The organism is Vibrio qinghaiensis, assembly GCF_002257545.1.
Taxonomy (GTDB): domain Bacteria; phylum Pseudomonadota; class Gammaproteobacteria; order Enterobacterales; family Vibrionaceae; genus Vibrio; species Vibrio ordalii.
In genome coordinates this window covers 283707-307374 of the sequence record NZ_CP022741.1, presented here as the reverse complement: position 1 = coordinate 307374, position 23668 = coordinate 283707, and the positions used below count along the sequence as shown (strand labels likewise).

At 45.1% G+C, this 23668-nt stretch carries 18 protein-coding genes and 1 riboswitch; of the genes, 4 read left to right on the top strand and 14 right to left on the bottom strand.

Features of this window, described 5'->3' with window-relative positions:
• Nucleotides 1-8: 8 nt before the first annotated feature.
• From CCZ37_RS01530 to CCZ37_RS01480, 11 genes are all read right to left on the bottom strand, one after another.
• A complete protein-coding gene (locus tag CCZ37_RS01530) occupies nt 9-470 on the bottom strand; it encodes an MSHA biogenesis protein MshF (protein ID WP_094499576.1) in 462 nt (153 codons plus the stop codon).
• An 18-nt stretch (nt 471-488) separates the two neighbouring features.
• Nucleotides 489-1706 carry a type II secretion system F family protein gene (locus CCZ37_RS01525; protein ID WP_094499575.1) on the bottom strand — a complete coding sequence of 406 codons (1218 nt, stop codon included), beginning with the start codon at nt 1704-1706 and terminating at the stop codon, nt 489-491.
• A gap of 12 nt (nt 1707-1718) precedes the next feature.
• Nucleotides 1719-3443 (bottom strand): MSHA fimbrial ATPase MshE, encoded by a 1725-nt coding sequence (gene mshE, locus CCZ37_RS01520; protein ID WP_010320590.1) that lies wholly within the window; start codon nt 3441-3443, stop codon nt 1719-1721.
• Nucleotides 3433-4653 carry a tetratricopeptide repeat protein gene (locus tag CCZ37_RS01515; protein WP_094499574.1) on the bottom strand — a complete coding sequence of 407 codons (1221 nt, stop codon included), beginning with the start codon at nt 4651-4653 and terminating at the stop codon, nt 3433-3435. Before CCZ37_RS01515 ends, mshE begins: the two co-directional genes overlap by 11 nt.
• Nucleotides 4650-5495, bottom strand: a complete 846-nt coding sequence (locus CCZ37_RS01510; protein WP_167372365.1) for an ExeA family protein — start codon at nt 5493-5495, stop codon at nt 4650-4652. The genes CCZ37_RS01515 and CCZ37_RS01510 overlap by 4 nt, the downstream gene beginning before the upstream one ends.
• Before the next feature lie 5 nt (nt 5496-5500).
• Nucleotides 5501-7129: a pilus (MSHA type) biogenesis protein MshL gene (mshL, locus tag CCZ37_RS01505; RefSeq protein ID WP_094499572.1), complete on the bottom strand. Its 1629-nt coding sequence runs from the start codon at nt 7127-7129 to the stop codon at nt 5501-5503.
• Between the two features lie 14 nt (nt 7130-7143).
• Nucleotides 7144-7470, bottom strand: coding sequence for an MSHA biogenesis protein MshK (locus CCZ37_RS01500; RefSeq protein WP_033197482.1), 327 nt, complete (start codon nt 7468-7470; stop codon nt 7144-7146).
• Nucleotides 7460-8104, bottom strand: coding sequence for a type II secretion system protein GspM (gene gspM / locus CCZ37_RS01495; protein ID WP_094499571.1), 645 nt, complete (start codon nt 8102-8104; stop codon nt 7460-7462). The genes CCZ37_RS01500 and gspM overlap by 11 nt, the downstream gene beginning before the upstream one ends.
• Nucleotides 8101-9543, bottom strand: a complete 1443-nt coding sequence (locus CCZ37_RS01490; RefSeq protein ID WP_094499570.1) for an MSHA biogenesis protein MshI — start codon at nt 9541-9543, stop codon at nt 8101-8103. Before CCZ37_RS01490 ends, gspM begins: the two co-directional genes overlap by 4 nt.
• 12 nt (nt 9544-9555) lie before the next feature.
• Nucleotides 9556-11544, bottom strand: coding sequence for an RNase E specificity factor CsrD (gene csrD / locus CCZ37_RS01485; RefSeq protein ID WP_167372364.1), 1989 nt, complete (start codon nt 11542-11544; stop codon nt 9556-9558).
• A 153-nt stretch (nt 11545-11697) separates the two neighbouring features.
• Nucleotides 11698-12246, bottom strand: coding sequence for a single-stranded DNA-binding protein (locus CCZ37_RS01480; protein WP_094499568.1), 549 nt, complete (start codon nt 12244-12246; stop codon nt 11698-11700).
• 285 nt (nt 12247-12531) lie between these two features.
• Between CCZ37_RS01480 and CCZ37_RS01475 the strand changes: the two genes are divergently transcribed.
• The 4 genes from CCZ37_RS01475 to CCZ37_RS01460 all read left to right on the top strand — a co-directional run bounded on the left by CCZ37_RS01475 (nt 12532) and on the right by CCZ37_RS01460 (nt 19049).
• Nucleotides 12532-13179: a LuxR C-terminal-related transcriptional regulator gene (locus tag CCZ37_RS01475; RefSeq protein WP_167372363.1), complete on the top strand. Its 648-nt coding sequence runs from the start codon at nt 12532-12534 to the stop codon at nt 13177-13179.
• 117 nt (nt 13180-13296) lie between these two features.
• Nucleotides 13297-14166 carry a UTP--glucose-1-phosphate uridylyltransferase GalU gene (galU, locus tag CCZ37_RS01470; protein ID WP_010320581.1) on the top strand — a complete coding sequence of 290 codons (870 nt, stop codon included), beginning with the start codon at nt 13297-13299 and terminating at the stop codon, nt 14164-14166.
• A 232-nt stretch (nt 14167-14398) separates the two neighbouring features.
• Entirely contained in the window at nt 14399-17221 is a 2823-nt protein-coding gene (gene uvrA, locus CCZ37_RS01465; protein ID WP_010320580.1) for an excinuclease ABC subunit UvrA, read from the top strand.
• A gap of 67 nt (nt 17222-17288) precedes the next feature.
• The gene (locus CCZ37_RS01460) at nt 17289-19049 is read left to right on the top strand and encodes a PglL family O-oligosaccharyltransferase (RefSeq protein WP_208613923.1); all 1761 of its coding nucleotides are present in this window, start codon (nt 17289-17291) and stop codon (nt 19047-19049) included.
• Nucleotides 19050-19163: 114 nt separating this feature from the next.
• On the opposite strand, the gene mgtE is transcribed toward CCZ37_RS01460, so the two are convergent.
• The 3 genes from mgtE to CCZ37_RS01440 all read right to left on the bottom strand — a co-directional run bounded on the left by mgtE (nt 19164) and on the right by CCZ37_RS01440 (nt 23216).
• Entirely contained in the window at nt 19164-20540 is a 1377-nt protein-coding gene (mgtE, locus tag CCZ37_RS01455) for a magnesium transporter (protein ID WP_017043361.1), read from the bottom strand.
• A 167-nt stretch (nt 20541-20707) separates the two neighbouring features.
• Complete coding sequence (locus tag CCZ37_RS01450) at nt 20708-21103, bottom strand: CBS domain-containing protein (protein ID WP_088720757.1); 396 nt, start codon at nt 21101-21103, stop codon at nt 20708-20710.
• Nucleotides 21104-22094: 991 nt separating this feature from the next.
• Entirely contained in the window at nt 22095-23216 is a 1122-nt protein-coding gene (locus CCZ37_RS01440; RefSeq protein WP_094499564.1) for a pyridoxal-phosphate-dependent aminotransferase family protein, read from the bottom strand.
• 178 nt (nt 23217-23394) lie between these two features.
• A riboswitch (Lysine riboswitch) is annotated at nt 23395-23570 on the top strand.
• Nucleotides 23571-23668: the final 98 nt, after the last annotated feature.

The window sequence follows — 23668 nt, the reverse complement described above, 5'->3', positions numbered from 1 at the left end:
TCGAAAACTCATGCTGAAAAATCGACGCTTACTGTAAACTTATCCCTTAAAAGCTCAATGGTTATCACCTGTTTTTGGCTGTAAACATAGCGACATTGATACAGGTTCGCTTGATGGGCCGATTCAATTGAAATCACTTTGCTCTCAAGCAGTTGTTCATCTGGGTATAGCAGGCTTAACCAATAACGACAATTTATACTTGATTCATTCGCAGCCAATGGTAATACCCAGCCTGTTGCACTCATATTGAGTAATCGACCATTCGCGATTAAAGTTGAGGGCCGCCCCTTTAATAACCAATCTTGCTTATAAAAATTGGCACTTTCTACGATTTTACTGCTCGCCATCGCTAATGCGGTTTGATTGGCTTCTTTTTCTATCGACTTCCATGCTGATAGCAAAGCCATCAAAAGAACAAAGACAATCAACCCCCAAATTGCGAACTGAGAACGCTCTATCGCCGTTTTCATCTGACAACCTTTATCCTTTTATCCTTTGATCGCGTCGAGCATTCCCCACATTGGCAAAAAGATGCCAAGTGCCAGCACCAACACCATCGCAGCGACAATCACCAATAAAATCGGCTCTATGCGCGCGGTGAGGGTTTTGAGATCGTAATCCACCTCTCTATCATAGAAGTCCGCGACTTCAAGTAGCAACTCATCAATGCGCCCTGTCTCTTCCCCCACCGAAATCATCTGAATAACTAATGGAGTAAAAATATTGGCGTTTACCGCGGTGGTGGATACGCTTGTTCCCGCTTCAATGGCTGCTTTCATCTCTAGCAAGCGCGATTCTAGAAATTTGTTATCCAACGCTTCGGCAGATAATGCTATCGATTGGTTTAACGGCACCCCCGCTTTCAGCATCAAGGCAAATGTTCGAGAAAAACGCGCCAATTGCGCTCGGTTCACTATGCCGCCGACAATCGGCATGCGTAAGCGAAACTTATCCCATTTTTGACGCCCTGCGGCTGTGCTAAACCAAGCTCTGAAAGCAAACAAACCGCCGACCAATATTGCTATCATCACTGGCCAGTAGTTGACAAAGAAATCTGACATACCCATTAAAATGCGAGTTGGCAGCGGTAAATCAACACCGAAGCGGCTAAACATGCTAGTAAATTGTGGGATCACTTTGACGTTAAGTACAAACATTGCCACTAAAATAAAACTGATGACAAAGCTCGGATAACGCATCGCCGTTTTGATCCGTTTACGAGTTTCGACTTCTTGCTCGTAGTAATGAGACAATTGCAGTAAGGCTTCATCAAGCCGCCCTGTGTTCTCACCGACGTGGATCATCGACACAAACAACGGGCTAAAGACTTTAGGGTACATCTGCATTGAGCTCGATAAACTGCGCCCGTTGGTTAGCTCATTACTGACCGCTTCCAATGCTTCTTTAAGCTGTTTATTAGCACAATTTTGGATAAGTCCTTTCATCGAACGCAGCAGTGGCACACCCGCTTTGGTCAAGCTGTAAAGCTGACGACAGAAGATTACCAGCACCTCAAGTGGCACCGTTGGGGTAAACAGCGATTTCCAATCAATCGAGAAATCAGCCCCTTGGTCTGACGAAATTAAGGTCGGAATAACGCCCTTGTTAAATAACGCTTCTGCCGCGAGCTCTTCCGTCGGCGCATCAACCTGCCCCGAGGTTTTGCTACCGTCTAAATTTCGACCCTGATAACGATACGTTGGCATGATTAACCTTAACTATAAATAGATGGCTTGAATGATGCCGGATGAATCACCTTCACCTAAGCTCATCACTTCATCTAAGCTGACAACCCCTTGTAGCGCCAACTCCATCGCCGAAGCTAGCAGCGGTTTGTACTGCTTCGACTGACGAGCGGCTTGCGCAAAACTAACCGCATCGTTGGCGCGTAGCGCATCCATCATCTCATGTTCAAGCTCGAGCATTTCAAAAACCCCAATTCGTCCACGGTACCCCGTCAAATTGCAGTGTTGGCAACCACGCCCACGCGTAAAAGACGCTTCAATTTGATTAGGGAAACGCACCGTCAGCCACTGTTTTCGCGCTTCATCAACCTCATCCGCTGCTTTGCAATCGGGGCAAACTTTACGCACTAAACGTTGGGCAACCACCGCCCGCACAGCGCTGGCCACTAAATAACCCGGCGCGCCCATGTCCATCATGCGCAAGGCGCTATCAACAGCATCATTGGTGTGTAAGGTGCTCAACACTAAGTGGCCGGTTAAGGCCGCGCGCAAACCAATTTCAACCGTTTCTTGGTCACGCATCTCGCCGACTAGAATAATGTCCGGGTCTTGACGCAAAAAGGTTCTCAGCACAGTTGAGAAATCAAGGTTAATTTTAGGGTTGATCTGCACTTGGCTGATGCGTGGCAATCGATATTCAACCGGATCTTCGGCGGTAATGATTTTTTTACCGGGAACATTGAGCTCTGATAACGCGCCGTACAGCGTCGTCGTTTTCCCTGAGCCTGTTGGACCAGTGACTAAGATCATGCCGTGAGGGCGCTTAAGCTGGTGGCGCAAACGCCGTAAAATATCGGTAGGAATACCTGACTCTTCCAGTTTACGAACCCCGGATGATTGGTTGAGCAAACGCATCACCACCGACTCACCGTACTGTACTGGCATGGTCGACATACGAATATCGACCGATTGGCCTTTGGCTCGGATATTAAAACGGCCATCTTGTGGGAGGCGTTTTTCAGAGATATCGAGATTGGCCATCAATTTTAAACGCAGCACTAAAGCCGAAGCGATGTTGGTTTCATTGAGTAGGGTTTCGTGTAATACCCCATCAATCCGCTGGCGCAAACGCAATACGTTAGCATCAGGTTCGATATGAATATCAGACGCCCCAACCTGAATCGCATCTTCAAATAGAGAGTTGATGAGCTTAACAACGGTCACTTCATCGCTATCATCATCACCGATATCGAAATCAAAAGCGGTATTGCCTTGGTGTTCCAGTTGTAGCTGCTCGGCAAAAGACGCAATCTCTTTGGTGCGGCGATAGTAACGATCAAACCCTTCAACCAATTGTTTTTCTGGAGCAATAACAAATTCAAAACTGTATTGGGGTAATTGAGTGAGCAGAGATTCTTGAGCAAACAGATCCGCCGGATCACTCATTGCGATGCGCAGCGTGTCGCCATTTTTGCCAATGATTAAGGCGCGTAAACGGCGTGCATGTACCTCCGGGAGGATCTGCACTGCATCAATATCGACATTGGCTCGGCTGAGATCGATCAGCGGCAGCGAAAGTTGCTGTGATAAGAAGCTCAGCATCTGCTGCTCTGACAAAAAGCCGAGTTCGATCAGCGTGTCACCTAGTTTACGTCCACTGCGTTTTTGCGCAGCGAGCGCTTGTTCCACTTGATTTTCAGTGATGATCCCTTCTTCAACCAGCAGATCACCTAAGCGTTTTCGTAGCTTAATTTGCACTCGCACTCTCCTCTAAACTGCTTAGTACGACTAGGCGATCACGAATAAACAGTTGCGACTGACTCGAAAGGCCAACTTTCGCAAGCGCTTGTTGGTAGGTATATTTTGCCGCCTGAAAATCCATATTACGCTCTTGTGCTATCGCAAGCCCCAACCACCAGCGTGCGTTATCGGCATCAAGCTTGACTAAGCGTTGATAACTTTCCAGTGCCATTGCATCTTGCTTGGCTTTTTGTGCCAATGCAGCTCTCAGTGATAGGTAGTCAATCGAGGCACTGTCAGGTAAATGAACTAAAGGGGTTAATGCCGCTTCACTCTGCTTCTCTTTAATCAGTAATTTGGCTAACGCGATCCGCAAGCTTTCTCCGTTATGATTGAGCTTGATACCGCTTTGTAAAATCTCAAAAGCTTTGCGTGCATCACCTTTACCGTAATAGAGCGCGGATAATTTTTGACGGGCGAGTTCATTATCTGGAGTAAAGCGTAGCACTTCACTGTAGGCATCCAGCGCTTCTTTGAGCTCATTGCTGTCCACTGCTTTATCGGCGCGCCGCATTGCTTTTCCAGCCAATTGCTCTGGCGTCAAATCCACTTGTTCAATTAAAACACTTGAGATTTCTTGGCCACTTTCAGCACCGAGCGCAACCGCACGGTTAGAACGCAGCGGCTGTTGATTGGCTAAGGCAGAATCTCGTTTAACCGTCACTATGGGCGTCGCTGAACTTGCCGTTTTTTTGGCCACAGGAACGGCAGCCGTTTGATAAACAGGGCGATGCTCCGTGACAATTTTGGTGGTTGGGGAAACAAGCGCAGGCGAAGAGCTTCGCTCATCAACCTCTAGCAACAGGCTCTCAGGTTCATTCACTATCGCTTGATTGGCCAGTGTTTGACTGACTACTGTTTGGCTGACCATAGTTTGATTGGGCCCTGTTTGGCTGGCCATAGTTTGGTTAACCGCAGTCTGGTTAACCGCAGTTTGGTTAACCATCGTTTGATCAACCGCAGCTTGGTCAACCGCAGCTTGATTAACCATAGCTTGCTGCTGTGACACCGCCCATCCACCGACCGCTAAGCTGGCAGCAAACCCGGCTACCATCCACAACCAAGCGCGGCTGCGTTTTACTTTGGCAACTTGCGCTGGTTGCAAGTTCACCACCGACTGGCTTTGCGCTTGTGCCAGTTTTGATAGTGCATCGTTTATCGCACTCATGATTGACTCCATCCCCATATGAAAGGGCGTTTAAACTTAGGTTTACAGGTATCAAAGGTATCGTGAATCGCTGTAAATAGATGATGATTGAGAATCGTGCTGCGATTTTGCGTAAAAGCCAATAACAGGGCTTTGTGACACACTTGGTTAATCAAACGAGGGATACCATGACTGGCTCGCCACAACACTTTTTTCTGTTCAAGATTAAATAGTTGTGCATCGCCTCCAGCTTTGCTCAAGCGGCTCTCGATATAAGCAACTGTTTCATCTAAAGAGAGCGGCCGTAGATAAGCGCTAAAAGTAATTCGTTGGCGAAATTGACGCAGATGGCGCTGCGCTAAGCGCTCGTCGAGCTCTGGTTGGCCGATCAACACCAGTTGCAGCAACTTTGTATATTCTGTTTCTAAATTGCCGAATAAACGCAGCACTTCTAATGCATCGTCTGGTAACGCTTGTGCTTCATCAACAATGGCGACTACTCGTTTCCCCTGCTGCTTTAGCACTATCAATTGCTGCTGAATACGATCAACAATATCCGCATCATCTTGCTTACTAAGGCCTAGTTCGCTGGCAACAGCTTGCCTAAGTTCTCGACCATTAAGCGCTGGGTTGGGTAAGTAAATCAGTGCCATATGATCATGTAAATGATTGATCAACATGCGGCACACCATGGTTTTTCCTGTTCCGACTTCTCCGGTTATCTTGATCACCCCTTCGCCTAAATCAATGGCGGCACTCACGGTCTGAATCGCCTCATAATGTGGCGCTAAGCCTAAAAACAGCGACGTATTAGGCGTGAGATGAAAAGGCAGTTGTTCAAAACCAAAGTGTTCAAGATACATGATGTTTATTCTTCGTCTGGGAACCACTCCTGTAGTAGTTCACGCGAGCGTTCGAGCTCTTTTTGCCACGTATTAACACCCACAACCGTTGGCTTAAGCAAAATCACTAATTCAGTTTTCTCAGTCAGCTCAGAGGTGTTACGAAACAGATGCCCCAAGCCAGGTAAATCGCCCAAAAAGGGAACTTTAGAGACTCGGTTAGTGGTGTGGGATTTCATTAATCCGCCAATTACCACCACGTCACCATCTTGCGCGCGGATCACCGAGTCTGATTCGCGGATGGTACTGCGCGCTAATGGTAAAATGATCTTTGTATCGCCATAGTCAATCTGTTTATTCTGTTCTGCAACCTCAATCACAGCAGGGTGCACGTGCAATAGCACATTGCCTTGATCATCAATTTGTGGCGTCACGTCAAGCGAGATACCCGAGAAAAATGGCGTGAGTTGAACATCTGGTGCGACATTAGAGTTCTCGCCATTTCCGACTACACCTGTCACATCGGTGACGTAATATTCATCGGTACCGACTTTGATCACTGCTTTTTGGTTGTTAGCCGCGGTCACTCTTGGGCTGGACAGGACATTTAAATCACCCTGAGTGCCCATGAAATTGAGCACGGCTTCAAAACTGCCATCTGAAATAGTGACATTGGTTTGGCCTTGCAGCAGAGTGCCAATCGCATCCATCCCCGGCAATAACGAAGCGGCACTACCGACCTTATTAATCACGACGTCACCATTGCCAAACGACATATTTGACCAATTGATCCCTTGCTGGTAGCCATCACTCAAGGTGACTTCTAAAATTTTCGCCTCAAGGATCACTTGTCGCTGCAAACGCTGTTGGGAAATGCCTAGAAACTCTCGCACTTCACGTATTTCATCAGGGTAGGCTCGCACAGTGATTACGCTCGCTTGTGGAGTGACAACAACGCCTTGCCCTCTACCCGAACCAATCAAATGTGCTACCGCATTTTCAAGTTGTGGCCAAAAATCACTTTCACTGGTGGTTTCAATTTCCGTTCCACCTTTAGAATTACTGGATGAGTTACTCGAATTGGAATTAGAACTAGAATTTGAGCTAGAACTACTCGAGGAACTAGAACCGGTATCGGTATTAGTGATCGTACCGGTGGTGATGGAAGTTAAAGAACGGCCCGTACGTTTAAGTTGTAGATAATCAACCGGGATAGTCACCGTACGCAGGCCTGACGGGTAAACCTGAATCACTTTACCCTTTTTGATAATTTCATAGCCATACATGTCGCGCACGACGGCCAATACATCATCCAAAGTCACGTCGGTTAGATTTACCGTTACATTTCCAGTAACTTCAGGGTGGATGGCGGCACTAAATTCAGTTCCTTTCACTAAACTGGCAAAAAATACCCTTGCATCCACATTATCAGCTTGGATACGAAAGCGTTTGACCGTTTCTTGACTACGCGTAGTGATTCCCTCTATTTCAGGCATCAAGTCCGCTTCTACGGACGCTGGTAGCACGGCTAGGTTTCGGCTGTTAGCTTCATTAATCGCCTGATTCAAAGACTGTTTCATCTCAACTGGATCGCGATGCCCCATAGAACAGCCCATTAATGATGCGATGACTATGCCTAATACGATTTTACGCATACGATTTCTATACCTTACTGCTTGATGTCCAGAGAAAAGAGGCCTAAATTCCACGTTTTTCCTCTGCGAGAAAGAGTCACTTGCTGTGGTTCAATGGCTTCTACTGTGTAGCCAAATAGTGACTCTCCGATGCCAACGACTTGATCGTTAAGTACTGCCACACAAGGTATGTTTTGTTGGCATACAATACTTTGCAACCTTGGTAACGGGTAGCTCTCTGTCTTATTGGCAGGTGATGCACTCTCACTTACCCAACCTAATGGCGCGGTAGGATCTTGCGCTGCCCAACTACTGCATACAACACACATCAACAGCAGTGAAAAAACGGATCTAACCACCAATAAACTCCTGTCTAATGCCTAATGTGTACACTTCCATAATGACTCTGGCTTGAGGGTAGTTTTCTACCTTGTATTGGAAATGACGCCAATAATACTTCATCGGTAAACTTTCTAAGTTGGCCAAATAATTCAATATTGCGAAGTAATTACCAGTGAACTCCAATCTCACAGGATGAACATAATAACCTGAATATTCAGAAGCTTGATTGTTATTTGCAATCGGCTCTGCTGCTAATGATTCCATGGAGACCAAAGTGAGATCCGGACTGGTTGCCAAAACGCTTTCAAGCAATTGCGCCATCTTCGCAGGAGTAATCAGTGAATCAACCAAGGCGGATAGTTCAAGCGAGAGCGCTTGGCTCTGTTCCATTAATTGTTTAAATTCTAGGTTAATCTCTTGATTCGGGTCTTTATTAAGCTTAGCAGTCAATAACAGAATTTCACCTTGCATGCGCTGGTTTATCTGCTCAACAGACTGAAGCTGCAACTGATTAGCCGCCACCGATTTCATCGCAGGTTCGAGTAACAAGCTAAACAGGAGCAGCGCAATCACTACTAAACCGCACAAGGCGATCAACATTTTTTCACGCGAACTGATGGCTAAGAATTTGTTGCTGATGCTCTGCCAATTCATTGGCTATCCTCCGCTTTGGTTTTGAGCTCAAAGATGAGAATGCCTTGCTCATTACGCGCAATTTTTAACTTTTCAAAACTACGTCCCACTAGGTTAAGTTCGCTTTTAAACTGACTTAACCAGTTTGGAATATCTTTCGCCTCTCTGGCCAAGCCTTGCAAATCGAGCTGCTCATGATGGATGGTAATAGTCGTTAAGGAAATATCATCTCGGCTCAGTGTGGCTAGCGATCGCATCACCCCGGAGTAACCGACCTGTTGTGATTGGTCAAACTCATTAATTGAATCCAATGTGGCTTGTTTGGCCTTAATTTGATCTTTTAAACGCTCAATCGCTGCGATTTTTTCAGGCGATGGTTTGTGTTTCTCTACTTTCTGTTTGGTCGTTTCTAATTCAGCAGCAAGGGCTTTATTTTGCGCTTGTTCGGTTTGCAATTGCAGTTTTAATTCACTATTTCGCCATTGATAACCGGCATAAGTGAATAGCATCACTAAAGCAACAGCACTCCAAACCGCACAAACCATGGATAGTGAAAAGTACTCTTTCTTCGGCTTCAGATGGGCCGGGTATAAATTGAGCATTGAATCGTCAATGCGAGTCACTTGCTCCACCAGCAGATGTGCCGAACTCGGTAACCGCTCATCAAGCAAGGAAACTTTGACACTTAGGCGCTCATTTAATGCATCGACCAACTCTTGCTGATCTTCTTCATCACATAGCACTTTTAGCTGATGTAATGAGGCACTTTTAAGCTGCGAGGAAAGGTAATCAATCGAACGTTGCAGTTCTAATGCTAGACCATCGAGCTGTAAAATCGAGCTCGCGACGCCAGTAATGGGAGAGACAACCCCTCTCATTGTGCGTTGAAAACAGCATTTTCGGTCCACAAATGCGTCAAACTTAAAGCTGCTGTTTTTACTGCGCTGTAGCAGCAAAAAATGCTCAAGCTCACCAGCACTTCTCGCCCATACTTCATCTTCGGGAATCACTTTGCCTAACAGAAACCCCATAGAACTCAACTGCGAAGCTACTTCTAATACCGTACGTTTTGAAACCACATAAGCTTGAATTTTATTATCAGTAGGTAATGGGAAAGCATCAGCGATGATATCGGTAATTTTCTCTGTCACCAGATCTTTCAATAAAAATGGTAGAGCGACTGACCACTCTTGTTTGGGTAACTGCGGTTTTTCTATTTGATAAGTCTGATAAAAATGAGCATGTAGGACGAGGTTAACCATGGTGCCTTTAATATTGAGTGGCTCAAGTGCATGAAAAAGTACTTGCTGCCAGGTCTCTCCATTCAGCGGGAGCTCTGTCGGCAAAACCGCATCATCAAGAGCCGAGAAATAGAGCGCATCAGGTCTTACGACAACGAACAATTGCCGCAACGTCGCTTTAGATGGTTTTAATTTATCAATCAGTGACTGAAGATTCATATAGGTTCGCTTTTATTTTTTACGCCAACGATTTCTTCGCCCTAAGGTCACGCTAGGGCTAATTATTTTCTCAGGTAACAAAGGCTGTTCTTCTTCAAACAGTCGGCCTTGCCCACCATGAATGCCTAGGTTTTTTAGCGTTTGCCACTCTTGCTCTGTTTCGACACCGACCGCGATAACTTGAGTCTGAGTACCGCCACAAGCACCAAGCATGCTACGAACAAACAGTTGATTCTCATGCCGTTGATCGATTTTCTTCATCAAGCTGCGGTGCAATTTCAGGAAATCAATCTTAAGGTCTTTGATATAGTGAGTGCTGACAATGGTTCTTCCTGCTTGCCCTACTACTACCTTAGCACCAAGTCCGGAGATCATCTTAATAACGGGGCGCATATAATCGAGATGCTGTACTAACCGACCTTCAGGAAACTCAAAGGAGAGCTGCGATCTACTACTCGAGGTCAGTTGCAGCAATTCATGCCGGAACCACTTAAAATACTGCTTATCGGCGAATGGAATCACATGCAAGTTCACTGACACATTGGCCTTAACTTCAGAGCTTTTAAGCAAACGAACGACTTTAAGCAATACGGCTCGATCCATCACCATTTCATAACCAACCGTTTCTAAGGCAGAATGAAAGCGAGAGGTTTTTATAACACCTTGTTCTGGATCATCAATACGCGCAAACAACTCATCATGCAACCATACTAAATCATTCGTCTTTTCAAGCAAATAGCAAGGTTGACGGAATAAAATTATTTTCTCAGGCGTCAGCACCTGATCAAACAAAGTTCGCCAACGCACACTGCCCCGCTCCTCTTGGAAAAAAGTACTCTTTTTAAAGCGGCTCCATGTATTCACTCGCTGTAACTGAGCACTTTTTAGTGCCGTTTCTGCCTCATCCAACACTCGGCCACGCCGCTCGCCTTCGCTGTACATACTGATACCTATATGGCACCAGTTTTCTTTATCGAGCGGCTCAGGAGGCGATATGCGCGCTAAAAGCTTCAAGCATTGTGTGGCAATAGAAGCAACCTCTTTCACCCCTTGATGTGGCACAAAAATGGCAAAATCGGTATCGTAATAACGCGATAAAATCACATCTGGGTAACGCTGTATGACGTTGGAGATGTTCTCACCGACTTCCACGACGAGATCATCAGCCGCTTTTTTATCATTTTCTTCGCACAGAGAATCCCAATCATCGATACGCACTAGCAAAACGCCACCACGCGCGCCATTTTCTAACAAGGCTGATTCCAATTTGCTATCGAAAAGGACACGGTTGGCCGTACCCGTCAATTTATCTAAGAAGGTTTGGGTCCGGATGAAAGTATCAAAGCGGCTGCGCTCTTGACGAGCATCTTGTAGCTCATCAATCAGGACATCGAGCGCCTCACTCGCCGTATAAGGCCACTCGCGGTGATCACCTTTGGCATATTGCTCAACTCGACCGGCGAGAATCATTCGCCCTCGCTCCTCCAACAATTCAGATCCCAGCAATTGCTCTTTAAGCCACTTTACTCCACGAATCAAACAAAACACGATCAAACCAACGGCTAATGTGATGGACCACATAGCGCCAAACGAATAGTTATAACTGAGATAGGGAGGAATGGCTTCAAAACTAATGATGTAGTCAGGATTACGTTCAAGGATAATATCGATATGGTACAAACGGGCGGGGTCGACTTTGGATGAGGTATCTTTAAAACGGTAAATGACGCCAGCGGGTGAAGAGAGCTGCATTTCAACAATGCTACTGGCTTGCAACATTTTTGGCATCCAACGTTGCAATGAGTAAGCAGCATCAGGATCTTCTATTTCTTTATCGACCACCTCCACAATTCCTGCTAGGTAGTGATTGAGATATTCTTGTCCAAGCCGTTGAAAAGACAAAGTTCCACCAACAAACAAAATGAACATTGCACTGGTTACGATGAGCGTAACAAAAGCCACTAACCGAGTACTCAGTTTCAGTGTTGGTGTATACCGCATGAATGCTGAATTCCTTTTCAACGTAAATTTTGTCGATCACTAAGCTGTGCTGACAAATAAGAAAATGCTACTAAAAATGCTACTAAATGCTACTAATAGTGATAACTATATAAAAAAGCCGCGGTTTTCGCGGCTTTTTTCAGCATTCTTTTGCTAAAACGGGATGTCGTCATCAAAATCCATTGGTGGCTCATTATACTGAGGTTGAGCCTGTTGAGGAGCTGACTGCTGCTGTTGCTGTGGTTGCTGTGGTTGCTTTTGCATCGCAGGCTGCTGAGGTTGCCCCCATCCGCCACCTTGTTGCTGTTGTGGTTGCGGCATTCCACCTTGCGCTGGAGCACCACCTTGAGCACGGCCACCCAACATTTGCATCACACCATTAAAGCCTTGTACGACAACTTCGGTGGTATAACGATCTTGTCCACTTTGATCTTGCCACTTACGAGTTTGTAGCTGACCTTCAATGTATACTTGTGAACCTTTACGCAAGTATTCACCAGCCACTTCAGCTAATTTGCCAAACAGCGCAACACGGTGCCATTCGGTTTTTTCGCGTTGTTCGCCAGTTGCTTTATCACGCCATGAGTCTGACGTTGCAATGGTGATATTTGCCACAGCAGCGCCACCAGGCATATAACGAATTTCTGGGTCGTTACCTAGGTTACCCACTAAAATAACTTTATTTACTCCACGGCTTGCCATGTTTTGCTCCGTCTTCCATCATGAGTGTTCTTTAAATAGCTGACTAGGATACCACGCTTTATGCGAGGCACAAATCTTCACAGAAATAGTTGTCAAAATTCATCTCACAATCTTGTTCAATTTCCTATTTTTTAGAACCGCCACCTCTAATTTAAGGATGACAAAACACTCAGTTACCTTACTATATGAAACTAAGCGCAATTTTATTTATCTCGTTGGCTTTATAACCTAATTTCCGTCATTTTCTAGGCCGTTGTCTAACATTCTCGTCAACAGGAAGTGACCATGAGAAAAGCAAACTATACCCGCACCATTTACTTTCTTTGCTTAGATAAAGAGCAAGAACACCCTTATATTGACCATTTAACCGTTCGGCTTGGACTGCCCATTCCAAAAATTGAGCCTGAAATCCTGCGCCAAACGTATTGTCCAGATAAACACAAAATATTGATGATTGACCATGCCGATTATGCGCTACTGCAGCAACGCTTGGGAAACTGCCCATTAAGCAGTCAGCATCATGAAACGATCCTTATCAATGTGTTGCAAAGATTAACCACGAATGACTTATTAACCTTTGGCCATTTAAAGGGGCTATTTTATAAAAATGACACCCTAGATAAAATTGCATTTGGGCTTGGTGAAATCATTAACGGACAAAATTGGCTACCCAGACACGCTGTAAGCCAGTTACTGCACTACTATCGCTACGCGTTTGAATCCCATACTGCTCAAGTGATTACAGACTTAACCGCCCGCGAAATACAGATCCTCCGCTGCTTACAAACTGGCGCATCGAATAACCAAATGTCGGAAGATTTATTCATCAGTGAATTCACGGTCAAATCACATCTCTACCAAATATTCAAAAAGCTATCGGTCAAAAATAGGGTCCAAGCGATTGCATGGGCCAATCAAAATATTCTGTCTTAATTATGTGCTTTCACGCAGAATTTAACTGAGTTCGCCGCTTTAGTGGTGATAGCGTTTCATAAAGCATGATAAGGTTGCGCCATCAATTAACAATTCAAATAAAAATAAGGTTATAGCATGATCAAAAAATGCCTATTCCCAGCCGCTGGCTACGGTACACGTTTTCTTCCAGCGACAAAATCAATGCCCAAAGAGATGATGCCAGTCGTCAATAAACCTTTGATCGAATATGGTGTTGAAGAGGCGATTCAAGCTGGAATGACCGGGATGTGTATTGTGACTGGGCGTGGAAAACACTCGATCATGGATCACTTCGATAAAAACTATGAGCTAGAGCATCAAATTAGTGGCACCAACAAAGAAGAGCTGCTGGTTGATATTCGCGAAATCATTGATACCGCCAACTTCACCTACATTCGTCAACGTGAAATGAAAGGTTTAGGCCATGCGATTTTAACGGGTCGAGAGTTAGTCGGCGATGAACCTTTTGCGGTGGTGCTGGCCGATGACTTATGTGTCAATCAAGAAAAAGGCGTTTTGGCACAAATGGTCGCTCTCTATAAACAGTTCCGCTGTTCTATTGTTGCCGTTCAAGAAGTGCCTGAAAAGGAAACACATAAATACGGTGTTATTTCCGGTGAAATGATCAAAGACGATCTGTTCCGAGTGGATGACATGGTTGAAAAACCAGAACCAGGCACCGCACCAAGCAATTTAGCCATCATTGGTCGCTACATTTTAACCCCAGATATTTTTGATCTGATTGAGCAAACAGAGCCGGGCAAAGGTGGCGAAATTCAAATTACCGATGCGCTACTCAAACAAGCGCAATCAGGCTGTGTATTGGCGTATAAATTCAAAGGCCAACGCTTTGACTGCGGTAGCGTAGAAGGCTATATCGAAGCCACTAACTACTGCTTTGAAAACATGTACAAAAAGAACGAACAAAAAGTCGCGTTGGATAAACATTCGACTCATAAAGCTTAAGTAAGCTAATGCGTTAGTCACCTAGTGCGTTAGTAACCTAGTGCGTTAGTAACCTAGTGCGTCAGTAACCTAGTGCGTCAGTAACCTAGTGCGTCAGTAACCTAGCGCCTCCCCAATAAAAACCACGGCAAGTTCCGTGGTTTTTATTTACTGTTTTTTTATCCAGTGTCTATTTGCACAAAACTCACACTATGCAATACTTGCCTAACTTGTGTTACATAGAGCCTAGATGATGGACAAAATTGAAGTTAGGGGCGCTCGAACCCACAACCTGAAAAATATCAACCTGACCATTCCACGCGATAAATTAACAGTGATTACAGGGCTATCAGGCTCGGGGAAGTCATCTCTCGCCTTTGATACACTCTACGCAGAGGGCCAACGCCGCTATGTTGAGTCGCTCTCTGCCTATGCACGCCAATTTTTATCTTTGATGGAAAAACCGGATGTTGACCATATTGAAGGTCTTTCACCAGCTATCTCTATTGAACAAAAATCAACCTCGCATAACCCTCGTTCTACGGTTGGCACCATTACCGAAGTTTATGACTATTTGCGCCTGCTTTATGCGCGAGTCGGTGAGCCGCGCTGTCCTGAGCACAAAGTTCCACTTCGCGCTCAAACCATCAGCCAAATGGTTGATAAGGTGTTGGAATTAGCTGAAGGTTCAAAACTGATGCTGCTTGCACCGATTGTGAAAGAGCGCAAAGGTGAACACGTTAAAACGCTGGAAAACTTGGCCGCGCAAGGTTTTATCCGCGCCCGTATTGATGGTGAAACGTGCGATCTGACTGATCCACCAACCCTTGAACTGCACAAAAAGCACACCATTGAAGTGGTGGTTGATCGCTTCAAAGTTCGTCCTGACCTACAGCAACGCCTAGCCGAATCCTTTGAGACAGCACTCGAGTTGTCAGGCGGTATTGCTGTGGTTACTGACATGGATGGTGAAGGCGAACAGATTGTATTCTCAGCCAATTTTGCTTGTCCACACTGTGGCTACAGCATGCAGGAGTTAGAGCCTCGGCTGTTCTCATTTAATAACCCAGCGGGCGCATGCCACACCTGTGATGGTTTAGGCGTACAACAATATTTTGACCCTGAACGCGTTATCCAAGATAGCCAACTCAGCCTTGCGCAAGGAGCGATTCGTGGCTGGGATCAGAAAAATTACTACTACTTCCAAATGCTCACATCACTCGCTGCGCATTATGATTTTGATTTACATACCCCATTTAACAAACTGCCCAAAAAGGTTCAGGAAATCATCTTGAAAGGCTCGGGGAAAACTGAGATTGAGTTTAACTACATTAATGATCGTGGTGATATTCGGGTTAAACGCCATCCGTTTGAAGGCATTCTCAATACACTTGAAAGGCGTTATCGCGATACGGAATCTAACTCAGTCCGTGAAGATTTGGTGAAATACATCTCGACCAAACCTTGTACCTGTTGTAATGGCACCCGTTTACGCATCGAAGCTCGCAACGTATTTATCAATGATACCGCGCTACCGGAAGTGGTGGAACTGAGCATTGCCGATGCCTTGCAATTTTTCCAATCTCTTGATTTAGAAGGCCAACGAGCACAAATTGCTGAAAAAGTAATGAAAGAGATCAATGACCGTTTGCATTTCCTCGTCAACGTTGGGTTGAATTATCTCAACCTTTCTCGGAGTGCTGAAACCCTGTCAGGAGGGGAAGCACAACGGATTCGCTTAGCGAGCCAAATTGGCGCTGGACTCGTTGGGGTAATGTACGTCTTAGATGAGCCATCGATTGGGCTCCACCAGCGTGATAACGAACGGCTATTAAAAACGCTCACGCATTTGCGCGATCTAGGCAACACGGTATTGGTTGTAGAGCATGACGAAGACGCCATTCGTATGGCCGATCATGTAATTGATATTGGCCCCGGCGCTGGTGTGCATGGTGGGCAGGTCGTCGCAGAAGGGAATGTGAATGACATAATTTCCAACCCTAATTCGCTCACAGGACAGTACCTGAGCGGCGCGAAAAAAATTGCGATTCCTACCGTGCGTACCCCAAGAGATCCCAAGAAAACGGTGGAGCTTATCGGTGCGTCGGGTAACAACCTCAAGACGGTTGATTTATCGATTCCTGTTGGCTTATTTAGCTGCGTAACAGGGGTTTCAGGCTCCGGTAAATCAACCTTAATTAATGATACCTTTTTTAAAATTGCTCATACGGCCTTAAATGGAGCCACCACAGCAACGCCTGCTCCATATCAAAAAATCAAAGGGTTAGAGCATTTTGATAAGGTCATCGACATTGACCAGAGCCCGATAGGCCGAACTCCCCGCTCAAACCCGGCCACCTATACGGGCATTTTCACACCGATCCGTGAGCTATTCTCGGGCACTCAAGAGTCTCGCTCTCGGGGCTATAAACCGGGTCGTTTTAGCTTTAACGTACGTGGTGGACGCTGCGAAGCATGCCAAGGTGATGGTGTGATTAAGGTTGAGATGCACTTTTTACCCGATGTTTACGTGCCATGCGATGTGTGTAAGGGTAAACGCTATAATCGTGAAACATTGGAAGTCCGCTACAAAGGCAAAGCGATTGATGAAGTGTTGGAGATGACCGTCGAAGATGCTTACGCTTTTTTTGAGCCCGTACCGATGATCGCTCGCAAACTCAAGACCTTGATTGACGTGGGTTTATCCTACATACGCCTCGGACAAGCGGCGACGACTTTGTCAGGGGGCGAAGCTCAACGCGTCAAACTGGCTCGTGAACTATCAAAACGCGATACAGGGAAAACCTTGTACATTTTGGATGAGCCAACGACAGGCTTACACTTCCATGACATCCAACAGCTCTTGACCGTACTGCATCGCTTGCGCGACCACGGCAATACCGTGGTGGTAATTGAACACAACTTAGATGTGATCAAAACCGCAGACTGGGTGATCGACCTAGGGCCAGAAGGTGGACAAGGCGGCGGCGAAATTATTGCTCAAGGAACGCCCGAAGATGTGGCGCAGATCGAAGGTTCACACACCGCACGCTTTCTTAAGCCTATGTTGAAATAGAAAAAAACGGTAAAGTAGAGAAACCAGCAACTGGTTGCTGGTTTCTTTTAATTGGAACGCGAGACCTATGGCAACATTGCATCTAAGCGGCACACAACTTGAAGCACAAACACCCGCCATCCCCTTAAACAAACCCTTTTTGCTTTCGATTGGCATTCTCTATTTACTGGCAATGCATTTTTTTATGCCTAACCCTGGCGGCTCAGGTCTAGCTTTATCTTTTAATCCAACCACTTGGCTTGCCCTTAGTTTTACGCTCTCATTAGGTCTGTATCAACTCGCATCTAACCGTAGGTTACGCTATTCCAAACTGACCATCGGTCTTTTTATCAGTTGTACCATCATGACGGTTCCGCTGCTTTACACGAATGCTCAAATTGACGCATCGCTGAGTCGAATGCTCGGGTTATGGACTGGGCTGCTTTTTTTTGTACTGCTGCAACAATTTCGTTTTAGCAACAAACATAAGCAGCGATTGCTCTGGTTTATCGTACTCGCGGCATTGATTGAAGCCCTATTTGGTCTGTATCAATACTTTTTGCTTTCACCCGAGAATATTTTTGGCTACGACTCCCTTATCAACCGCCCTTACGGCATTTTTCAGCAACCGAATGTGATGGCGAGCTTTCTCGCGACAGGGCTGGTTATATCTGGCTATTTACTGGCTCGTCAACCGAAGAAATACAATCAGCATCTCAGCGAAGTGAGCCTACTTTATGTCACTCCACTGCTCAGTGCACCGTTGCTGGTGATATTAGCCTCGCGCACTGGTTGGATTGGCGCGATACTCGGAACACTTTTTGTTCTGCCTTACTTGTCTAAATTTTCAACGCCTAAACGATTTTGGGGATGGAGCGCTGCGACGCTATTGGGTATTGCTTTAGGGTTTGTCGCTGTCTATTCCCAAGGCACGGGCGATTTTCTAGAGAATAAGGCTGATTTAGAGAGCCCTCGCCGTTATACCTTTCCTCAAACCATCGATATGGTCATAGAAAAACCCTTCACGGGTTATGGCTATGGCAGGTTTGAATCTGAATATTTGCTTTATACCGCAAGGCAACACCAATTAAACCCTAGCTACCAACCGGGGTTGGCGTCGATGGATCATCCTCATAATGAGTTACTATTCTGGGCAGTGGAAGGCGGTTTGTTACCTGTGTTGGGGATCGCACTGGCTATGCTTTTCGTGCTCATGCGGATGTATTCGGCCAAGAAAGGGACTAGGCTTGCGATGTTCGCCCTTTTCATCCCTATCGTGTTACATAGCCAGCTCGAATATCCGTTTTACCATTCGGCTATTCACTGGGTAACCTTCATCATTCTTCTTTTTTGGGTTGATCAGCGAGTGGCTAAATACCGTTCAATTCCTTTTAGCATGATCAGTAAATCCCTGTTTCGAGTGTTGAGTTTAGTACTACCGATCTTAACGAGCTTTTATATGCTCAGTGCTCTGCACAGTAACTATGTGCTTACCCAATTTGAAAAATCTCAACCCAAGAATCCAGATATCCTGAAAAAGGTGACAAATCCCGTAGTTTGGCAAGACCGCTTTGATTGGGATGTCTACAGCACTTACCTCAACATTGGCCTGTATAATCAAGATCCTAAATTGATTACGCCGTACATCGACTGGTCATTGGCCATCATAAAACATAAACCGCGTCCTGCTTTTTACAATAATCTGATCTTGGCTTACCAAGGTATTGGTGACGAAAGCCGCGCCGAGCAAATTCGCTCCGAAGCCGCATTTTTGTTCCCCAATATGGATTTCAGTGAGGTGCAGTATAGCCCGCCAGCCAGTTCGGCTGATCGTTCGTCTGCCAATTAAATCGAGCATATGAGCCTTATTCATAAAAAAAGCTTTCCCAAAAATAGAGAAAGCTTTTGACCGTTGGGCTTATTTCACACTCCAACCAGTAGATCTCACGGCAGGATGGGTGGCTTACGTCACTGGTGGAAAATCCAACACCATGGTAGCAACGCTGAAATAGATGATCACCCCGATAGAATCAGCAATGGTCGTGATCAACGGAGCACTGGCTGACGCAGGATCGAGCTTAAACTTATTCAGAATGAATGGGAGTAACATTCCGACGATACAACCAATAATCACCACAATTTGCATCGTTACCGCAACAACAAAAGCAATATCACTACCGCCTCGCCAAAAACCCAATAAAGAGACAGCGATAGCCATTGTTGCCCCTAATAACGCCGCAATCCCTAACTCTCGCACCAACATGGATAGCCAATCTTTCATCACCACTTCACCAGTGGCTAAGGCTCGAACCATCAACGTTGCTGACTGGGATCCTGCATTACCGCCGCTATCAATCAACAGTGGTAAGAAGAAGACCAAGGCGACATAGGTTTGAATCGTCTCCTCAAAGTACGCAATACCGGCACCAGAAAAAAGATTACCAAAGACTAACAACACCAGCCAAAACACACGTTTCTTGTACATTAGCCATACACTGGCTTCTTTAAGGTTACCGGTAAAACCAACCGCAGCGACTTTATGAAAATCCATATCCGCTTGCTGCTCGGCCACGTCCATCGCATCGTCATAAGTCACTATACCGACCAAACGAAATTGCTCATCAAAAACAGGCACCGCAAGTAAATCGTATTTACTGATGGCTTGCGCTGCACACTCTTGATCTTCATCAGCTCGAACAAACACTGTCTCTTTGGTCATGATGTCAGAGACAAGCGAGGTTGGTTGTGCCAGCACTAAATCCTTAAGCGAAAGTGTACCAAGTAAGCGATTCTGTTTATCAATCACATACGCTTGATAGATGGTTTCCCTCTCGTTGGCCATTTCACGTAAACGCGCAATCGCCTGCGGCACATCATCATCGGCGTTTAACGTCGCATAATCTGTCGTCATGATAGAGCCGACCGAGCCTTGAGGGTAGGCTGCGAGCTGCTGTACATCTTGACGCTCTTGTTGATCCAGTAGAGCAAGTAGCGGCGGTTGGCGCGTCTCATCCAAGTGAGCATATAAGTCAGCCCTTTCATCATGGGGCATGACTTGAAGCACTTTCGCAAGCGCTTCGAGCGGCATTCTCTCCACCACTTTTTCTCTGATAGGCTCAGAAAAATACCCCAATAGCGCCGCTTGACGAGCGATTGGCATCAATTGCACCAGCTCAAAGACATCCTCTTCGCTCAGGGTCTGATTAGCCAACTGCTCAGCGAAGACTTGAGCAATATCAGCGATGGGATACTGTTCCATTAATTGATTTAAGTTTAATGGGTCACGATTAAAATTAATCGCAGCGAGTTCTAACGCTATTTTTTGTAATTTCATTATCATATCTCAACCGATATTTAACTTTAAAAATCAACATAATAATTTTAAAGTTTATTTTTATAATCAATGTATTCAATGAATACCTTAAATTTTAGGCACACGGTTCCAATCCCACTAAAAATTTCATTTAGTGAAGTTGAGTAATTTATTTTAAAGTTTGTTAATATTTATTATATAGAATAGACACCAATCACTCTATTCCGACTATCTATGATAGGAATCATAGGCAAATGACTGTCTAATAATAATTTTCTAGCTTGAACCTTATCCATTAAGGCCGATATGGCAATATCGCTTTTGTGCATAATATCTTTCATGATGATATTCATCTGTGATACTACCACCTTGCTTAAATAAACAAATCCTAAGTATTCACCTGCATCACCAGAGATAAAGATAAGATTTAAGCGCTTATCAGTTAAGGACGATGAGCGTAGAGTCGCAATCACCGCTTCTACAGATAGCGATGCGCCTACACAAATAAAGTTATTATCCATTTCGGTTTGAATAGAGTGAGCAGCAGGTAGCCGGTTGCCCATAGCTAATGATGTGTTGTACATAACCATCTTTGTATTTCCTTGAAACTATCAAGACAAAGAAACCAAATTATGCAGAAAATCCACGTAACTGAACTGCAATAAGCTTATACCATCAAGCTCAAGCATTCCCCGCCTTGAACAAGCAAGTTAGGAGAAGATAAAATCAGTCAAATAGAGAAGCCGTGTACTTGCGAAAATTCTAGCGGTGTACAGATGACACGCAAGAAATTCAAAAGCATTCACGCTCTAGCCAGTAGAAACGCTGTATTGAATAAATCATAGTGAAACAATCATATGATCGACTTAAACAAACACGATACTCTATAAAAAGAGTGTGATATTGACAGGAGAGAACAAGAAAAGGAGCTTCGTTAGTATGAATACCAACTTAGCAAAAGCGAGGCTTTAAATGAAAAGTTGGCAACAAAACGTAGGCTTTTCTACTAACCAGAAAATACCACACTTGGATAATCGACTACTCGACGAGTCCATAGGTTTCTATTGCACCTCTAAAAAGTTAATAATAAGTATGCTTTCTCAGCGCGCTTATCCTAACGCAGATAAAATAATGGTCAACCAAAACAATCGAACAATGTTCATTTTTTACAATACCATGACAATACAAAGTAGCATCCAAACCTGTTCTAATATTTAGGCCACAAACTTTAGCATCGTATATTTATTATAAATACACAAAATGCCACTTATACCCAAACAACGTGGAGTTGCAGGTAGGCGGCAAGTGAGTGAGTCCCCATGAGCATAGGCAAACTATGTGATTGGGGTGAACGAATGTAGCCAACACCACTGCAGCTTCAAGTAGGAAGGGTATATATTCATAGGAGTAATTAAACCATTAACGGAAGAATTTATCTTAAGACATCAATCACGAGTATTCCACTCACGCTGGGGAAGAGCTAACAATAAAAATGAATTTTATGATTGATGCTGAGACGAACAACGTTCGGCATCAGCACCACTAAAAAAGGAGCAAATGCTCCCTTATGTAGTTTCTTTGTTAATTTGTTAATGACTCTTCTAACGCCCGCAAGCATAAGGCCACGTTTTCACTGCGCGCCCCATACCCCATTAGACCAATACGCCACGCTTTACCCGCTAAAGTGCCAAGGCCTGCGCCGATCTCCAAGTTGTATTGATTGAGTAAATGCCCTCGCACTTTAGCCTCATCAACCCCTGCTGGAATATAGATCGCATTCAATTGTGGTAAACGACTATCTTCAGCAACGACAAATTCAAATCCTAATTTTTCTAAGCCCTGCTTTAATTTGTCATGCATCACACGATGACGTGCCCACGCCTGCTCTAGACCTTCGTTTTTCAACACCAACAAGGCTTCATGCAATGCGTACAAACTGTTGACTGGTGCAGTATGGTGATAACTGCGCTTGCCTGCACCACTCCAATAACCAAGCACTAAGCTTTGATCTAAAAACCAGCTTTGAACAGGGGTTGTTCGAGACTGAATTTTTTCAATCGCTTGCGCTGAAAAAGTCAGTGGCGATAAACCCGGAGGGCACGATAAACACTTTTGACTCCCAGAATAGACGGCATCGAGCTGCCATTGATCCACATAAAGTGGCACGCCGCCTAAGGATGTCACTGCATCGACAATACTCAGCATGTTGTTTTGCTTAGCCAACAGACCTAATGCTTGCGCATCACTCAATGCACCAGTTGACGTTTCTGCATGAACAAACGCGAGAATTTTAGCATCAGGGTTAGCCTGTATGGCTTGCTCGACTTTATCCAGCGAAACGGGAGCTCCCCACTCATCATCCACCAGCACCGCGTCTCCGCCACAGCGCACTACATTCTCGCGCATACGCTCGCCAAAAACGCCATTGCGACACACGATGACCTTATCTCCCGGCTCAATCAGGTTGACAAAGCACGCCTCCATACCAGCGCTGCCCGGCGCGGAAACCGCGATGGTAAACTCATTTTCCGTTTGAAAAGCGTATTTAAGCAGCTGCTTTAGCTCATCCATCATCTGGATAAAAAGCGGATCTAAGTGGCCAACGGTCGGCCTGCTCAGCGCTTGTAATACTTGGGGGTAAATATCTGACGGGCCTGGTCCCATCAAAATTCGCTGGGGTGGGTTAAAACTGGTAATGGACATAGTTGCTCCTTGCTTGCGGCCAAATGCGAATACCCAGAGTAAAACAAATCCGCTGAAGCAACAATTCGACCGAAGTCTAGAGGTCAAACCAGTGTCACACTCTGGTTAATTTTATTTTACATTTGGACTTAATTAGCGATTGACATTAACAGTTCAAAAACGTTCAATGAATGAGCTATCTAGCAGAAGAGGAGCACTGCCCAGGCAGATGTTTTGTGGAGCCTCAACTCCAATACAAAACATTAATGGGGAGCAGTGCCGAGATAAACCAAAGTTGTGGATTTGGTTTATCGGTTGAATGGGCTGAATCCCTTCAACTGTCATCAGCCACCCTGATGAAGAGCTTCTGAGGTAAACCAATCATAAAAACACCTCTTTATTTGCTCTAGAAAAACTCTCTTCAAACATTGGACGTTGGTACACCAACACTATTTTTATTTCAGGAAGTCGTG

What these genes read in the sequence shown, in the direction of transcription:
- CCZ37_RS01530 (WP_094499576.1), bottom strand. Translation starts at nt 470, where the DNA reads ATGAAAACGGCGATAGAGCGTTCTCAGTTCGCAATTTGGGGGTTGATT.
- CCZ37_RS01525 (WP_094499575.1), bottom strand. Translation starts at nt 1,706, where the DNA reads ATGCCAACGTATCGTTATCAGGGTCGAAATTTAGACGGTAGCAAAACC.
- CCZ37_RS01515 (WP_094499574.1), bottom strand. Translation starts at nt 4,653, where the DNA reads ATGAGTGCGATAAACGATGCACTATCAAAACTGGCACAAGCGCAAAGC.
- CCZ37_RS01510 (WP_167372365.1), bottom strand. Translation starts at nt 5,495, where the DNA reads ATGTATCTTGAACACTTTGGTTTTGAACAACTGCCTTTTCATCTCACG.
- mshL (WP_094499572.1), bottom strand. Translation starts at nt 7,129, where the DNA reads ATGCGTAAAATCGTATTAGGCATAGTCATCGCATCATTAATGGGCTGT.
- gspM (WP_094499571.1), bottom strand. Translation starts at nt 8,104, where the DNA reads ATGAATTGGCAGAGCATCAGCAACAAATTCTTAGCCATCAGTTCGCGT.
- CCZ37_RS01490 (WP_094499570.1), bottom strand. Translation starts at nt 9,543, where the DNA reads ATGAATCTTCAGTCACTGATTGATAAATTAAAACCATCTAAAGCGACG.
- csrD (WP_167372364.1), bottom strand. Translation starts at nt 11,544, where the DNA reads ATGCGGTATACACCAACACTGAAACTGAGTACTCGGTTAGTGGCTTTT.
- CCZ37_RS01480 (WP_094499568.1), bottom strand. Translation starts at nt 12,246, where the DNA reads ATGGCAAGCCGTGGAGTAAATAAAGTTATTTTAGTGGGTAACCTAGGT.
- CCZ37_RS01475 (WP_167372363.1), top strand. Translation starts at nt 12,532, where the DNA reads ATGAGAAAAGCAAACTATACCCGCACCATTTACTTTCTTTGCTTAGAT.
- galU (WP_010320581.1), top strand. Translation starts at nt 13,297, where the DNA reads ATGATCAAAAAATGCCTATTCCCAGCCGCTGGCTACGGTACACGTTTT.
- uvrA (WP_010320580.1), top strand. Translation starts at nt 14,399, where the DNA reads ATGGACAAAATTGAAGTTAGGGGCGCTCGAACCCACAACCTGAAAAAT.
- CCZ37_RS01460 (WP_208613923.1), top strand. Translation starts at nt 17,289, where the DNA reads ATGGCAACATTGCATCTAAGCGGCACACAACTTGAAGCACAAACACCC.
- mgtE (WP_017043361.1), bottom strand. Translation starts at nt 20,540, where the DNA reads ATGATAATGAAATTACAAAAAATAGCGTTAGAACTCGCTGCGATTAAT.
- CCZ37_RS01450 (WP_088720757.1), bottom strand. Translation starts at nt 21,103, where the DNA reads ATGGTTATGTACAACACATCATTAGCTATGGGCAACCGGCTACCTGCT.
- CCZ37_RS01440 (WP_094499564.1), bottom strand. Translation starts at nt 23,216, where the DNA reads ATGTCCATTACCAGTTTTAACCCACCCCAGCGAATTTTGATGGGACCA.